The 13,640-nt window shown below is 63.0% G+C and carries 11 protein-coding genes; 9 read left to right on the forward strand and 2 right to left on the reverse strand.

What is annotated here, in order from left to right; translation table 11 throughout:
* Window positions 1-3: 3 nt before the first annotated feature.
* The 7 genes from nuoL to SC1_RS08870 are packed head-to-tail and all read left to right on the forward strand — an operon-like array spanning window position 4 to window position 8,449.
* On the forward strand, window positions 4-2,052 hold the full coding sequence (gene nuoL / locus SC1_RS08840) for an NADH-quinone oxidoreductase subunit L (protein WP_062180221.1): 2,049 nt from the start codon (window positions 4-6) through the stop codon (window positions 2,050-2,052).
* A complete protein-coding gene (locus SC1_RS08845) occupies window positions 2,049-3,602 on the forward strand; it encodes an NADH-quinone oxidoreductase subunit M (RefSeq protein ID WP_062180225.1) in 1,554 nt (517 codons plus the stop codon). Before nuoL ends, SC1_RS08845 begins: the two co-directional genes overlap by 4 nt.
* Complete coding sequence (gene nuoN / locus SC1_RS08850; RefSeq protein ID WP_062180228.1) at window positions 3,599-5,032, forward strand: NADH-quinone oxidoreductase subunit NuoN; 1,434 nt, start codon at window positions 3,599-3,601, stop codon at window positions 5,030-5,032. The genes SC1_RS08845 and nuoN overlap by 4 nt, the downstream gene beginning before the upstream one ends.
* Window positions 4,954-5,757: a biotin--[acetyl-CoA-carboxylase] ligase gene (locus SC1_RS08855; RefSeq protein WP_083435763.1), complete on the forward strand. Its 804-nt coding sequence runs from the start codon at window positions 4,954-4,956 to the stop codon at window positions 5,755-5,757. Before nuoN ends, SC1_RS08855 begins: the two co-directional genes overlap by 79 nt.
* Window positions 5,758-6,543, forward strand: a complete 786-nt coding sequence (locus SC1_RS08860) for a type III pantothenate kinase (protein ID WP_062180231.1) — start codon at window positions 5,758-5,760, stop codon at window positions 6,541-6,543. It abuts the gene before it with no gap.
* Window positions 6,540-8,174 carry a ribonuclease J gene (locus SC1_RS08865; RefSeq protein WP_062180233.1) on the forward strand — a complete coding sequence of 545 codons (1,635 nt, stop codon included), beginning with the start codon at window positions 6,540-6,542 and terminating at the stop codon, window positions 8,172-8,174. Before SC1_RS08860 ends, SC1_RS08865 begins: the two co-directional genes overlap by 4 nt.
* A 14-nt stretch (window positions 8,175-8,188) precedes the next feature.
* Window positions 8,189-8,449 carry a DUF1467 family protein gene (locus SC1_RS08870; protein ID WP_062180236.1) on the forward strand — a complete coding sequence of 87 codons (261 nt, stop codon included), beginning with the start codon at window positions 8,189-8,191 and terminating at the stop codon, window positions 8,447-8,449.
* A gap of 345 nt (window positions 8,450-8,794) precedes the next feature.
* On the opposite strand, the gene SC1_RS08875 is transcribed toward SC1_RS08870, so the two are convergent.
* Window positions 8,795-11,158, reverse strand: a complete 2,364-nt coding sequence (locus SC1_RS08875) for a hypothetical protein (RefSeq protein ID WP_062180239.1) — start codon at window positions 11,156-11,158, stop codon at window positions 8,795-8,797.
* A gap of 69 nt (window positions 11,159-11,227) precedes the next feature.
* On the opposite strand from SC1_RS08875, the gene SC1_RS08880 reads away from it, so the two are divergent.
* Window positions 11,228-11,524, forward strand: coding sequence for a hypothetical protein (locus SC1_RS08880; RefSeq protein ID WP_062180242.1), 297 nt, complete (start codon window positions 11,228-11,230; stop codon window positions 11,522-11,524).
* A gap of 77 nt (window positions 11,525-11,601) precedes the next feature.
* Window positions 11,602-13,029 carry a tetratricopeptide repeat protein gene (locus SC1_RS08885; protein ID WP_238586632.1) on the forward strand — a complete coding sequence of 476 codons (1,428 nt, stop codon included), beginning with the start codon at window positions 11,602-11,604 and terminating at the stop codon, window positions 13,027-13,029.
* A gap of 76 nt (window positions 13,030-13,105) precedes the next feature.
* Here the strand turns inward: SC1_RS08885 and SC1_RS08890 are convergent, their stop codons facing one another.
* On the reverse strand, window positions 13,106-13,579 hold the full coding sequence (locus SC1_RS08890; protein ID WP_062180245.1) for an Lrp/AsnC family transcriptional regulator: 474 nt from the start codon (window positions 13,577-13,579) through the stop codon (window positions 13,106-13,108).
* Between the last annotated feature and the right edge of the window lie 61 nt (window positions 13,580-13,640).

The following is a 13,640-nucleotide window of genomic DNA, read 5'->3' on the forward strand; positions in this document are numbered from 1 at the left end:
CCGGTGATTCAGGCGATCGTTTTCCTGCCGCTGCTGGCGGCAATCATCGCAGGCCTCGGCCAGCGCGTGATCGGCAATGTGCCGTCCAAAATCCTGACCACGGGCGCGCTGTTCACTAGCTGCGCGCTGAGCTGGCCGATCTTCCTGTCGTTCGTGACGGGCAGCGGCGAAGCGACGGTAACGCCGGTGCTGCACTGGGTTTCGTCGGGCGCGCTTCAGTTCAACTGGGAGCTGCGCGTCGACACGCTGACCGCAGTGATGCTGGTCGTGATCACGACGGTTTCTGCGCTCGTCCACCTCTATAGCTGGGGCTATATGGAGGAAGACCCGGACCAGCCGCGCTTCTTCGCCTATCTGTCGCTTTTCACCTTCGCGATGCTGATGCTCGTGACCGCGAACAATCTTGTCCAGATGTTCTTCGGCTGGGAAGGCGTCGGCCTCGCGTCCTATCTGCTCATCGGTTTCTGGTATAAAAAGCCGAGCGCCAATGCCGCGGCGATCAAGGCGTTCGTCGTCAACCGCGTCGGCGATCTGGGCTTCATGCTCGGCATCTTCGGCACCTTCCTCGTGTTCGGCACCGTCTCGATCCCCGAGATTCTTGCCGCTGCGCCGGGCATGGCGGGTTCGACGATCAGCTTCATGGGAATGCGTCTCGACACGATGACGATCCTCTGCCTGCTGCTGTTCATCGGCGCGATGGGCAAGTCGGCGCAGCTTGGCCTGCACACCTGGCTTCCCGATGCGATGGAAGGCCCGACCCCGGTGTCGGCGCTGATCCACGCGGCGACGATGGTCACAGCGGGCGTCTTCATGGTCTGCCGCCTGTCGCCGATGTTCGAAACGTCGGACGTCGCGCAGGGCGTCGTGATGTTCGTCGGCGCCGCAACCTGCTTCTTCGCCGCGACCGTCGCGACGACGCAGTGGGACATCAAGCGCGTCATTGCCTATTCGACCTGTTCGCAGCTTGGCTACATGTTCTTCGCAGCGGGCGCGGGCGCCTATGGCGCGGCGATGTTCCACCTGTTCACGCACGCTTTCTTCAAGGCTTTGCTGTTCCTTGGTGCCGGTTCGGTCATCCATGCGATGCATCATGAACAGGACATGCGTTATTATGGCGCGCTGCGGAAACAGATCCCGCTTACCTATTGGGCGATGATGCTCGGTACGCTGGCGATCACCGGCGTCGGCATCGCGGGCGTCGCGGGCTTTGCCGGCTTCTATTCGAAGGACGGCATTCTCGAGGCCGCTTATGCGAGTGGCGGCGGCGGGGTCATCGCTTTCTGGGTCGGCATTTTCGTGGCCTTCCTCACCAGCTTCTATTCGTGGCGCCTCGTCTTCCTGACCTTCTATGGCAAGGCGCGCTGGGAACAGAGCGAGCATATCCAGCACGCGGTTCATGACGATCACGGCCACGGCCACGACGATCATGCGCATGCGGCGCACGACGATCACCACCATCACGGCGCGCACAGCGACGGCACCGCGGGCTATCACCCGCATGAAAGCCCGATCACGATGCTGATCCCGCTGGTCGTGCTGTCGATCGGTGCGGTGTTCGCGGGCATCGCGTTCCACCACCAGTTCATCTATCCCGAAGAGGGCATGGCGTTCTGGAAGGGCAGCCTCGCGTTCGACGAACATCTCATGCACGCCGCGCACGAAGTGCCTTTGTGGGTGAAATGGACGCCGTTCACGGTGATGGCGATCGGCCTGTTCCTTGCGTGGAACAGCTATATCCGCAACACCACGCTGCCGGCGCGCTTCGTGGCGCAGTTCAAGCTGCTCCACCAGTTCCTGTACAACAAATGGTATTTCGACGAGCTCTACAACTTCCTCTTCGTGAAGCCCGCCTTCGCGATCGGCCGCTTCTTCTGGAAGCGCGGGGATGAAGGCACCATCGACCGCTTTGGTCCCGATGGCGCCGCGGCGCTCGTCGCTGGGGGGACCCGTCTCGCGGTCCGACTGCAATCGGGTTATGTTTATGGATATGCGTTTGTGATGCTGCTCGGTCTTGTCGGCCTCGCTAGCTGGGCCATGGTGAATTTCCTGTGAGCGGCTTTCCGATCCTTTCGCTGATGCTGGCGGTCCCCGCGATCGCCGCCATCGCTTGCCTGTTCGTCGGCGACAAGATGTCGCGCTTTGTCGCGCTGGGCGCGACGCTTGCGACTTTCGTCCTCGGCTGCATCATGTGGGCACAGTTCGACATTGGCGGTGCGCAGTGGCAGTTCACCGAGCGCGCCGACCTGTTCGGGCGTTTCCAATATGCCCTCGGTATCGACGGTATGGCGCTGATGCTGATCATGCTCAGCGTTTTCCTGATGCCGCTTTGCATTCTGGCGAGCTGGGACGCGATCAAACAGCGCGTCGGCCTCTACATGGCGATGTTCCTCGTCATGGAAACAATCATGATCGGCGTGTTCTGCGCGCAAGATCTGCTGCTGTTCTACATCTTCTTCGAAGCCGGCCTGATCCCGATGTATTTCATCATCGGCATCTGGGGCGGCGCGAACCGCATCTATGCGGCGTTCAAATTCTTCCTCTACACGCTGCTCGGATCGGTGCTGATGCTGATCGCGATCATTGCGATGATCCACGAAGCGGGCACGACCGACATTCCGACGCTGCTGAACTATGACTTCCCGGTTCAGATGCAGACGTGGCTGTGGCTCGCCTTCTTCGCCAGCCTTGCGGTCAAGATGCCGATGTGGCCCGTCCACACCTGGCTTCCCGACGCGCACGTGCAGGCGCCGACCGCGGGTTCGATGATCCTGGCGGGCGTGCTGCTGAAGCTCGGTTCCTACGGCTTCCTTCGCTTCATGATGCCGATGTTCCCCGACGCGTCGGCGCAGCTGATGTGGATCGTGTTTGGCCTGTCGATGATCGCGGTGGTGTACACCAGCCTCGTCGCGCTGGTGCAGAGCGACATGAAGAAGCTGATCGCTTATTCGTCGGTCGCGCATATGGCGATCGTCACCGCGGGTCTCTTTGCCTTCAACCAGCAGGGGATCGAAGGCGCGCTGATCATCATGCTCAGCCATGGTGTCGTCTCGGCCGCGCTCTTCTTCTGCGTCGGCGTGATCTATGACCGACTCCACACGCGCGAAATCGACCGTTACGGCGGCCTTGCCGTGAACATGCCGGCTTATGCGCTGTTCTTCATGCTGTTCACCATGGCGTCGATCGGGCTTCCGGGGACCAGCGGCTTCGTCGGCGAATTCCTGAGCCTTGCGGGCATCTATGAAGCCTCGAGCTGGGTCGCCTTCGTGTGCACCACCGGCATCATCCTCGGTGCCGCGTACATGCTTTATCTCTACCGCCGCGTCGTGTTCGGCGAACTGACCAAGGACGATGTGAAGGCAATGCCTGACCTCAACGCACGCGAATGGACGATCATGGTGCCGCTGGCCGCCGTGGCGCTGTGGATGGGCGTCTATCCCGAAAGCTTCCTCGCGCCGATGCGCGGCGATGTGACCACCGTCGTTGCGCGCTTGGCTCCTGCCAAGCCCGCGGGCGATGCGCACCTTGCCGCCGGCAAGCCGAAAGCTGCCAAACCGCACGGTGAACCGGCCCACGGATCGAGCCATGCAGGAGGCGTCAAATGACCGCCGACCTGATGCTCATCTGGCCCGAACTGATCCTGACGATCGGCGGGCTCATCACCCTGATGCTCGGCACCTTCTTCGGTGACCGCAATGTCGGCCTCTATCAACTCAGCTCGCTGCTGACGCTCGCCGCCGCCGCGGCAGCGGTCGTCGCGTTGTTCGGTGTCGATGCGACGGTCTTCTCGGGTACGCTGTCGGTCGACAGCTTCGGCGGTTTTGCCAAGCTTTTGATCTATTCCGCGAGCTTCGTCTGTATCGTCATCGCGCCGCGCTTTTTCAACGGCGGGATGCGCGCCGAATATCCGACGCTTATCCTGTTCGCGGCGCTCGGCATGGGCATCATGGCCTCGTCGCGCGACCTGATGACGCTCTATGTCGGGCTCGAGCTCAACAGCCTTGCGGCCTATGTGCTCGCTAGCTTCATGCGCACCGATGAACGGTCGAGCGAAGCCGGCCTCAAATATTTCGTCCTCGGCGCGCTTGCGTCGGGCATGCTGCTCTATGGCATCTCGCTGCTGTACGGCTTCACCGGCACCACCGATTTCGCGGGCATCGCGAAGGTGCTCGGCGGTGAGCTCAACATCGGCCTGATCTTCGGCATCGTCTTCGTTCTTGCGGGCCTCGGCTTCAAGATCAGCGCCGTGCCGTTCCATATGTGGACCCCCGACGTCTATGAAGGCGCGCCGACCCCGGTGACGACCTTCTTCGCCACCGCGCCCAAGGTCGCGGCGATGGCGTTGATGACGCGCGTCGTGATCGACGCGATGGGCCCCGCGGTCGGTGCGTGGCAACAGATCATCATCTTCCTGTCGCTCGCCTCGATCATCCTTGGCGCGGTCGGTGCGATCGGGCAGAAGAATATCAAGCGCCTGCTGGCCTATTCGTCGATCAACAATGTCGGCTTCATGCTCGTCGGACTCGCCGCCGGAACGCAGCAGGGGGTCGAGGGCGTGCTGACCTATCTGCTCGTATATATGCTGACCACGCTTGGTGCGTTCCTGGTCGTGATCCAGCTTCGCGACGCCGATGGCAATCAGGTCGAGAGCATTCCCGCGCTCGCCGGTCTGTCGCAGCGTCGTCCGGGTCTGGCCGCGGCGATGGCGGTGTTCCTGTTCAGCCTTGCCGGCATTCCGCCGCTCTTTGGCTTTTGGCCGAAATATCTGGTGTTCGAGGCCGCGGTGAACGCGAACCTCGTACCGCTGGCGGTGGCGGGTATCGTCGCTTCGGTGATCGGCGCATTCTATTATATCGCGATCATCAAGACGATGTACTTCGATGACAAGTCGGACACCGAATTCCCCAAGGGCGGCGGTGCGATCGTCGAGGACGCGGTGATCACCGCGAGCGCGCTGTGGCTGTCGGTCATCGGCTATCTCTTCATTCCCGTGCTGGCGGTCCTTTCGGCCAGCGCCGCTGCGGTGCTGTTCTGATACCGCCTATCGAGCGGATCGCGCAGACAGGTTCGACCAACGCCGACCTGCTGGCGCGGCTGGCAGGCGGTGAGCATGTCGGGGAAGGCCATTGGCTTGTCGCCGACCGCCAGACCGCTGGGCGTGGCCGCCTCGGGCGCGGCTGGAACGACGGGCAGGGCAATTTCATGGGCTCGACCGTCGTTCATCTGACGATCGGCGATCCGTCGGCGGCGACGCTCGCCCTCGTTGCCGGGGTTGCGCTTGCGAAGACCGTCGCCGCGCTCGCCCCGCATGTCGGCGCGCAGCTCAAATGGCCCAACGACCTGTTGATCGATGGCGCGAAATGCGCCGGCATATTGATGGAACGCACCGGCAATTCGGTGGTCATCGGCATTGGCGTCAATCTGACTGCCGCGCCCGAACTGCCCGATCGCCCGACGGCGACGCTCGCGGGCAAGGGCGTCTCGCTCGACCGCGACCATTTCGCCGGGGCGCTTGGTATCGCGATGATCGACGCGCTGTGGACCTGGCGCCAGGAAGGCGTCGCGAGCATCGTTCGCGCATGGATCCCGCAGGCGCATCCGATCGGTACGCCGCTTCGCGTGTCCGAACAGGGCATCGACGGCTTCTTCGACGGACTTGCCGAGGATGGCGCGCTGCGCTTGCGCCTGGGCGGCGGCGAGACCATGCTGGTCCATGCGGGCGACGTCGAACTGCGCCGCCCGGTCGAGGAGAGGAAATAGATGCTGCTCGCGATCGATGTCGGCAACACCAACGCAAAATTCGCGCTGTTCCGCGGCACCGAACTGCTGGCGCGCTGGCGTATCGCAACCGATGATCGCCGGACTGCCGATGAATATATGGTCTGGCTCGACCAGCTTATGCGGATCGAGGGGCATGACCGCGCCGATGTCGAGGCGGTGATCATCTCGACCGTCGTGCCGCGTGCGCTCCACAATCTGCAGTTGCTCGCGGTCAAATATTTCGGCGTCGATGCGCTCGTCGCGGGCCGCGAACCCGTGACCTGGGGCATCGCGCTGAAAGTCGACGAACCCCAGTCGGTCGGCGCCGATCGTGCGGTCAACGCGATCTCGGCGCAGGCGGTAGAGCCGAACAAGGACAAGCTGGTCATCAGCTTTGGTACCGCAACGACGCTCGATCATATCGGCCCCGACGGCGCCTATCTGGGCGGCATCATCGCGCCCGGCGTCAATCTGTCGCTGGAGGCGCTGGTCGCCGCCGCGGCGAAACTGCCGCGCATCGCGATCGAAGCCCCGGCAACGACCAGTGTTATCGGGCGCACTACCGAAAGCCAGATGCTGATCGGCGTCTATTGGGGCTATGTCTCGATGATGGAAGGGCTGATCGCACGCATGAAGGCCGAAATCGGCAAGCCGCTTACCGTGATCGCGACGGGTGGTCTCGCGACATTATTTCAGGAACAGGGGCACCTGTTCGATCGTATCGAACCCGACCTGACGCTTAACGGGCTGATGCACCTCTATCATCAATGGAAGCCAATAATATGACGACTCCGGGCAAGGAGCTGCTTTTTCTCGCATTGGGAGGGTCGGGCGAGATCGGCATGAACGCCAATCTTTATGGCTGCGACGGCAAATGGATCATGGCCGACCTTGGCGTGACCTTTGGCAGCCACGATTATCCGGGCATCGACATCGTCATGCCCGACCTTGAATTCATCGAGGATCGCAAGAAGGACCTGCTCGGCATCGTACTGACGCATGGTCACGAGGATCATATCGGCGCGATTCCCTATCTCGCCGCCGACCTTGGCGTACCGCTCTACGCCAATCGTTTCACCGCGGGTCTGATCGCGCACAAGCTCGCCGAAGAAGGTCTTGAAAAAGAGGTCGATCTTCGGACCGTCGACATTGACGACAGTTTTCAGCTCGGGCCGTTCGGTATCCGCCTGATCCCGCTTGCGCACTCGATCCTCGAAATGAGCGCGGTGGTGATCGACACGCCCTATGGCCGCGTGTTCCACACCGGTGACTGGAAACTCGACGAGGAGCCGGTCCTTGGCGTTCCCGCCACCGCCGCGGCGCTGACCAAGGTCGGCGACGAAGGCGTCGACGTCCTCGTCTGCGATTCGACCAATGCCTTCAACGCCGACGCTTCGGGGAGCGAAGGGGGGCTTCGCAAGGGTCTGGAACAGGCGGTCGGCGCGGCCAAAGGCCGGGTGGTCGTTACCACTTTCGCTTCCAACGCGGCGCGGCTCGCGACGTTGGGCGCGGTTGCGAAGGCGACGGGGCGCACGCTTTGCGTTGCGGGTCGTTCGCTCGACCGCATTCTGGGCGTCGCCCGCTCGGTCGGTTACCTCAAGGATTTCCCGCCCACCGTCGATTTCGACGAGGCGATGCGGCTGCCGCGCGACAAGGTGATGGTGATCGCGACGGGCGGGCAGGGCGAACCGCGGGCCGCGCTGGCGCGTATGGCCGCCGACATTCATCAGATCAAGCTCGAGGCGGGCGACACCGTCGTCTTCTCGTCGAAGCAGATTCCCGGCAACGAGGTCGCGATCGGGCGGATCATGAACCAGCTCGCCGCCAAGGATGTGCTGACGGTCACCGAGAAGCAGGCACATATCCACGTCAGCGGCCATCCGGGTCAGCCCGAGCTTGCCGCGCTGTACGGCTGGCTGCGCCCGAAGCTGGTCGTGCCGGTGCATGGCGAGATCCGGCATATGCACGAACAGGCGCGTTTCGCGCTCGAAACTGGGGTTCCCGGAGCCTTGATACAGGAAAATGGCGATCTGGTGCATTTGGCACCTGGGCCGGCAAAGATCGTAGAGCGCGTGCGCGCGGGACGGTTGATCCTCGACGGCGACGTCATCCTGCCAGCCGATGGCGAGACGATCAACGAGCGGCGCAAGCTTTCGCTCAACGGCCATATCACCGTCGCCGCGATCTTCTCGGACAAGCGCTTTGTCGAAAGCGCGATCAGCTATCGCGGCGTGCCCGTGGAGGACGAGCGCGAAGCCTTTATCGACGAAATGCGCGAAGCTGCCGAACAGGCCGCGACCGGCCCAGCGCGCGACGAAGACAAGCTGCGTGAGGCGATCCGGCTCGGCGTGCGGCGTGTCGCGACCGACTGGACAGGCAAGAAGCCCGTCGTCGATGTCATGCTCGTCGACATTTGAACGGACCTGCAACGATGAAATGGACTTCCGCGCTCGCCATCTATTTGCTGTTCTGGGCGTTCAGCGCGTTTTTCGTGCTGCCCTTCCACGGACGGCGCGCAAGCGATGATGCTACGCCGCTGGTCAAGGGACAGGAACCCGGCGCGCCAGCGACCTTCCGCCCCGGTCGTATCCTGCTGCAGATGACGATCGCCGCGACGATCGCGTTCGGCCTTTATTATATGGCCTATGTGAACGGCTGGGCTGATCCCGACGTCTTGACCGGGCGGGCCTGAGCAAAGGGCCGATTGGCCATCCTGGCATCGTCGGTTTTGGGGTGGTGAGCGGGCGTTGGTGGTTCCTACGTGAACCCCGGCGAAAGCCGGGGCCCAGAGCTTTAGAGAGCCGACCTTTGCCAGGTTGCGCTCTGGACCCCGGCCTTCGCCGGGGAGCATATCTCTATCGGTGGTTTACGGTCGTTTCTTCGCTCTCGTCATCCCGGGCTTGACCCGGGATCCCGCTTTTTTGACGCACTCCTGACTTCGGCATCAAGCGGGCCCCCCGATCAAGTCCGGGGTGACGATATGGAGAGGCCGGCTTCCGGTCGAAGCCCACCACGCCGGAGCATGATCCCAATGCCGCTAGTTCCGCAGGCGATCGATCGCCTGCGCCAACGCAACATACAGCTTGCCGATATCGGATGAGAGCAAGGTGACGCTGATGGCCGATCCGTCGCGCGCGCCGATGAGGACGCGGAGCATCGCTTCGAAATCGTGGATGAACTGGTTCACCGACGCGTGGAAAGCATCGTCGGACTGATAGAGGCGCAGGACTTCCTTGGCCTCGCTGTTGTCGATCAGCTTGACCGCGCGCCGCGCGAAAACGCCGCGGTCGCCCTTCAGATACGCGTCCCATGCGGTATCGCTGACTTCGCTCGACAGGATCTTGGTCACGTCGATTGCGGTCGATTTCAGCGACTCGGTCAGCAGCCCGACCTGTTTCGCAAGCGAATCGCGGTCCGACGCGGCGATCGCCTGTTCGGCTTCGCTCACGCGTTGCTCGACGCTGGCGCTGGTATCCATGATCGTGTTCAACTGGCGCACCAGCCGGTCGGCGGCGCCATCGGCCGCCGCGACGGCGCGCGCTGAAGCGTCCTCGATCGCGCTCAATTGCGCCATGATTTCATTCTTGAAGGCGGCATCGATCGCATCGGTCGCGGTCGCCTGCATCGTCTCGCGCGCGCTCGTAACCAGCTTTTCGAGCGTCAGCCGTGCCTCGTCAGCGGCCGAATCAGCGGTTGCGCGAACCTCGCCGAGCGTCGCGATCATGCGCGCGCCGCCACGTTCGGCGAATTCATCGGCGCCATCGCGCAGCTTGGCCAGCGCCGCCTCCGCCTCTGCGAGCGAGCCGTTGATGCGGTCGACAAGTTCCTGCTGACTGACCGCATGGCCCGCCATCTGTTCTTCATTGGCCTTGAGCGTCGATTGCACGGCATTGACGTGCGACATCGTCGATTGGGCAACAAGTTCCGATGCGTCGAGCAGGGGGCGCAACTGCGACAAGGCGGTTTGCGTGGTCTTGCCGTGCAAGGTGATCCGGTCGAGCGCGTGCGGCAGGGTTTCGTCGAGTTCGCGGGTGACGGCATCGAGCGCGAGAAGCAGCGATTCCGCATGGGTGATCAGTTGGTGCGCCGACGCATTGCCGCTTTGCACTTCCTGCATGAAGGCGCCCAGTTGCGACTTGGTATCGTCGATAGAGCGGCCGATCACGCCTGTGCTGGCACTGACGCTGACATCGAGAATTTCGAGCTGCTGGCCGACTTCCGTGACATGGGCGGTAAGGCGCGCTGCGAGCGCGTCGCTGGCGTCGGCATGGGCGGAGAGCTGCGCAACCATCGCATCGCCGGCATCGCGTGCGACGGCAAGCTTGGCGTCCATCAGCGCACCGGCATCGTCGACACCTTCGCGGAACTGCCGCCAGCTTTGATCCATCCGCTCGGTTATTGTGGCGACGGTCGTTGCCATATCGTCGCGTGCCGAGGCCGCGGTCTGCGTCATTCGCGCGAGGGCCAAGTCCTGCACGTCGCTAACCTGCGTCGACGCGGCGAGCAGGTTCGTCTCGGTTTCCTTCGTCTGTTCCTGCAACGCGACGATCGCCTCAAGGACAGCGGCGGTCGATTCGGTGCCGGACTGCGCCGCCTTGGCCGCCTCTTCGCCCAGCGCCGCAAGCTTTGCTTCGAGATTTGCGCCCTGCTGATGCGCGACGAACCCGGCCTCGCGAAAATTGACCGCGAGCCGCTGCGCGACATCGTCGATCCGCGGCAAGCCAGCGAGAAGCCCGTCCATCCGCTGCAGCGCGACATCGCCCGAACGCGCGAGCTGGTCGTGCGCATTGGCGATGACCGAGGCGTTGCTGGCAAGCTTGTCGCTGCTTTCGTTGAGACGCATCACGGTGTCCAGGCCAAGCTGCTGGACGATCTTCGCCTGGTCGCCGAGCTGCTTCTGCGCATCGGCGAGGTGCAGGCCGAGCGAATGCATCGACTGGTTGAGCGCCATATTCTCTTCGCGAAGTGCGGTCGCGATGCGCGCGAAACGCGCCTGTTCGGACCGGCCCGACCTGAGCATGGTCATCCATAGCACCGCAAGCAACGTCAACGGCATCGCGATCGTCGCGACAAGAGGTGGCCAAGCGGAGAGGGCCGGGCCGCGCGAAAAACCGTCCGTTGCAACGAAAAGCGCGAATCCGGCCCAGCCGACCGCAAGCAGGATAAGCAGCGCAGGGGCGGCACGATCGCGCCATGTCGACGCATCGTCAGAATCACCGGCGTCGGCGAACCCGGCATCGGGGAGGGGGGACATTTCGAGCCAATCTCGTTCGGTGGGCGCCTCGGCTTCGGGCGCGGGCGCGGCTTCAGGGCCGGCCACTTCGGCCGGCTCGGCGCCGTCTGCTTCCTGGTTTGCCGCGGAATTCCGCCACAATCCGACGATTTTCTTATCCCCCGTCATCCGGACATCTTAGCATCAAATGGCCGCCATGAAACGGAAACTTAACTACGGGGCTGCCAATCCTGTGGAATGTCCTTCGACAGTGGCCCCCTCGACCGATATCTCAGCGCGGCGTTCGGCGATGATCCGGCGATGGCGATGGACCTGCGCAGCGCCTTTACGGGCAGCGCGCGCGACCTTTCGGACCTGATGCGCAGGTCCCGCTGTGACGCGAACTGGGAAATGGCGGCGGTCCGACTGAAAGGGCTCGCCGCGACTTTCGGCATCATTCCTCTGATCCAGCTCGCCGACGCGGCGATCGAGGGCGCTCCGGGCGATCCGGCGGTGCTGCGACAGATTAATCAGGCCATCGACGCGATCGCCTGACCGCACCCGGGCGGCACGGCCCGACCGGCAGAACGGGTTCAATTCCGGTTCAGCCGTCTTCGTCCATTGAAATATCGATGCCGGCTGTCTTGCCTTGGCAACGCGACGGGTTTAGCCGCGTTTACGACGCGCGGCCGAACCTGCATGCGTTGGGGAAGGCGGCCGAGTTCAAAGGAGAGATTTCGATGTTCAACCGTTTCCGCTCGATGCCCGCAACCGCGATGGCGGCCGTGCTGGGTTGCGCGCTGATGGCGACCGCGGCACCGGCTGCCGCCCAGAAGAAGGAAAAGCCCAAGAAGGAAGAAGAGGCGAAGGGCAAGGGGCTGACTGCCAGCAAGGGTTTCGCACCCGCGCTTAAGAAAATGACCGACGCGAGCACCGCAAAGGACGCGGCGACGCTGCAGGCGGCGCTGGGCGAAGGTCAGGCGAGCGCCACGACCCCCGACGACAAATATCTCGTCGGATTCTACCAGCTTCAGCTTGGCATTTTGAACAAGGATCAGGCGCTTCAGGGACAGGCGCTCGATGCGATGCTCGATTCCGGCCTGACCCCGCCCGAAAATCTCGCGGTCTACAGCTTCTTCTCGGGCAATTTTGCCTATTCGGCGAAGGATTATCCCAAAGCGATCAAGCGGCTCGAGGCCGCGCGTGCAGCCGGATCGACCGAAGCGAACATCCCCGTCCTGCTGATGGACAGCTATTTGAGCTCGGGACAGGTTGATCAGGGTATTGCTACGGCAAAGACCGCGATCGACGCCAGCCGCGCTGCGGGGCAACGTCCGTCGGACGAACTCTATGTTCGGCCGATCAGGGCGCTGCAGGCCGCCAAGCGGAACGACGAGATGCTGACGCTGATGACCGCGCGCCTGCGCGACTATGGCCAGCCGCAAGTTTGGCGCCAGACGCTGTTCTCGGTCCTGCAGGCCTCGCCGGCGGCAGGGACGCCCAAGGAACAGGAATCGCTCACGCTCGATATCATGCGTCTGATGCGCGCCGCGGGTGCCATGTCGGAACGCCTCGAATATGACGAGTATAGCGCGCTTGCAGCCAGCGACGGCCTGCCGGGCGAAGCTGTGGCCGTGATCCAGGAAGGCGAGCAGAAGAAGGTCTTTCCCAGCACCGACTCGAAGCTGGCAGCACGCCGCGACGACCAGAGGGCGCGTGCCGGCAACGAGGGATCGACCATCGTTGCCTATTCGAAGCAGCCTTCGACGCTGAGCAATCCCAAGACGGCAGGCGCGACCGCGGACGCGCTCGTCGGCTATGGTCATTATGCCGATGCGATCCCGCTCTATCAGGCTGCGGCCAAGGGCGCTGCCGACAAGGATATGTGGACGTACCGGCTCGGCGTTGCTCAGGCCCTGTCGGGCGACAAGGCGGCCGCGAAGGCCACTTTCGGCCAGGTGGCCGGTACTCGCAAGCGGTTGGCCGACCTTTGGTTGGTCAAGCTTGATGCCTCGGCTGCGGCTCCGGCTGCCGCTCCGGCCGCGCCTGCGACCAACTGATCGGTTTCCAGAAAAAAGAAAGGGGCGCCATCCTGTTCGGGATGGCGCCCCTTTTCTGTATCCGGCCCGTTAACGTTCAGAGTTCGACGGGAATGCCCGCGAGCTGCTTCGCAGTGCGAATCGTGAGCGAGGTTTTCACGCTCGTGACGTTGGGCGCCGAGGTCAGATGGGCGGTCAGGAAAGACTGGAAACTCTGCAGGTCGCGCGCGACGACTTTGAGCAGGAAGTCGATTTCGCCGTTCAGCATATAGCATTCGCGCACCTCGGGCAGGCCGCCGACATAATCTTCGAACGCCTTGAGGTCGGATTCGGCTTGGCTGCGCAAGCTGACCATCGCAAAGACAGTAATCCCGTAACCGAGCTTCGATGCGTCGAGGTCGGCGTGATAGGACCGGATAACCCCGGATTCCTCAAGCGCCCGGACTCGGCGAAGGCAGGGGGGAGCGGTCAATCCCACCATCTGTGCCAGTTCGACATTCGTCATCCGCCCGTTCTTTTGCAGCTCGCCCAATATCTGCAAATCAATCTGATCGAATTTCTGACTAGCCATCGTTGAAACATCCGTTTTCCAAAACTGCGGCGACCATAATATTATTTCAGGCGAATGCAAT

The sequence above is a fragment of the Sphingopyxis sp. C-1 genome, from assembly GCF_001047015.1.
GTDB lineage: Bacteria > Pseudomonadota > Alphaproteobacteria > Sphingomonadales > Sphingomonadaceae > Sphingopyxis.

What these genes read in the sequence shown, in the direction of transcription:
- SC1_RS08880 (WP_062180242.1), top strand. Translation starts at nt 11,228, where the DNA reads ATGTCCTTCGACAGTGGCCCCCTCGACCGATATCTCAGCGCGGCGTTC.
- SC1_RS08860 (WP_062180231.1), top strand. Translation starts at nt 5,758, where the DNA reads ATGCTGCTCGCGATCGATGTCGGCAACACCAACGCAAAATTCGCGCTG.
- SC1_RS08865 (WP_062180233.1), top strand. Translation starts at nt 6,540, where the DNA reads ATGACGACTCCGGGCAAGGAGCTGCTTTTTCTCGCATTGGGAGGGTCG.
- SC1_RS08890 (WP_062180245.1), bottom strand. Translation starts at nt 13,579, where the DNA reads ATGGCTAGTCAGAAATTCGATCAGATTGATTTGCAGATATTGGGCGAG.
- SC1_RS08885 (WP_238586632.1), top strand. Translation starts at nt 11,602, where the DNA reads ATGCCGGCTGTCTTGCCTTGGCAACGCGACGGGTTTAGCCGCGTTTAC.
- SC1_RS08870 (WP_062180236.1), top strand. Translation starts at nt 8,189, where the DNA reads ATGAAATGGACTTCCGCGCTCGCCATCTATTTGCTGTTCTGGGCGTTC.
- nuoN (WP_062180228.1), top strand. Translation starts at nt 3,599, where the DNA reads ATGACCGCCGACCTGATGCTCATCTGGCCCGAACTGATCCTGACGATC.
- SC1_RS08875 (WP_062180239.1), bottom strand. Translation starts at nt 11,158, where the DNA reads ATGACGGGGGATAAGAAAATCGTCGGATTGTGGCGGAATTCCGCGGCA.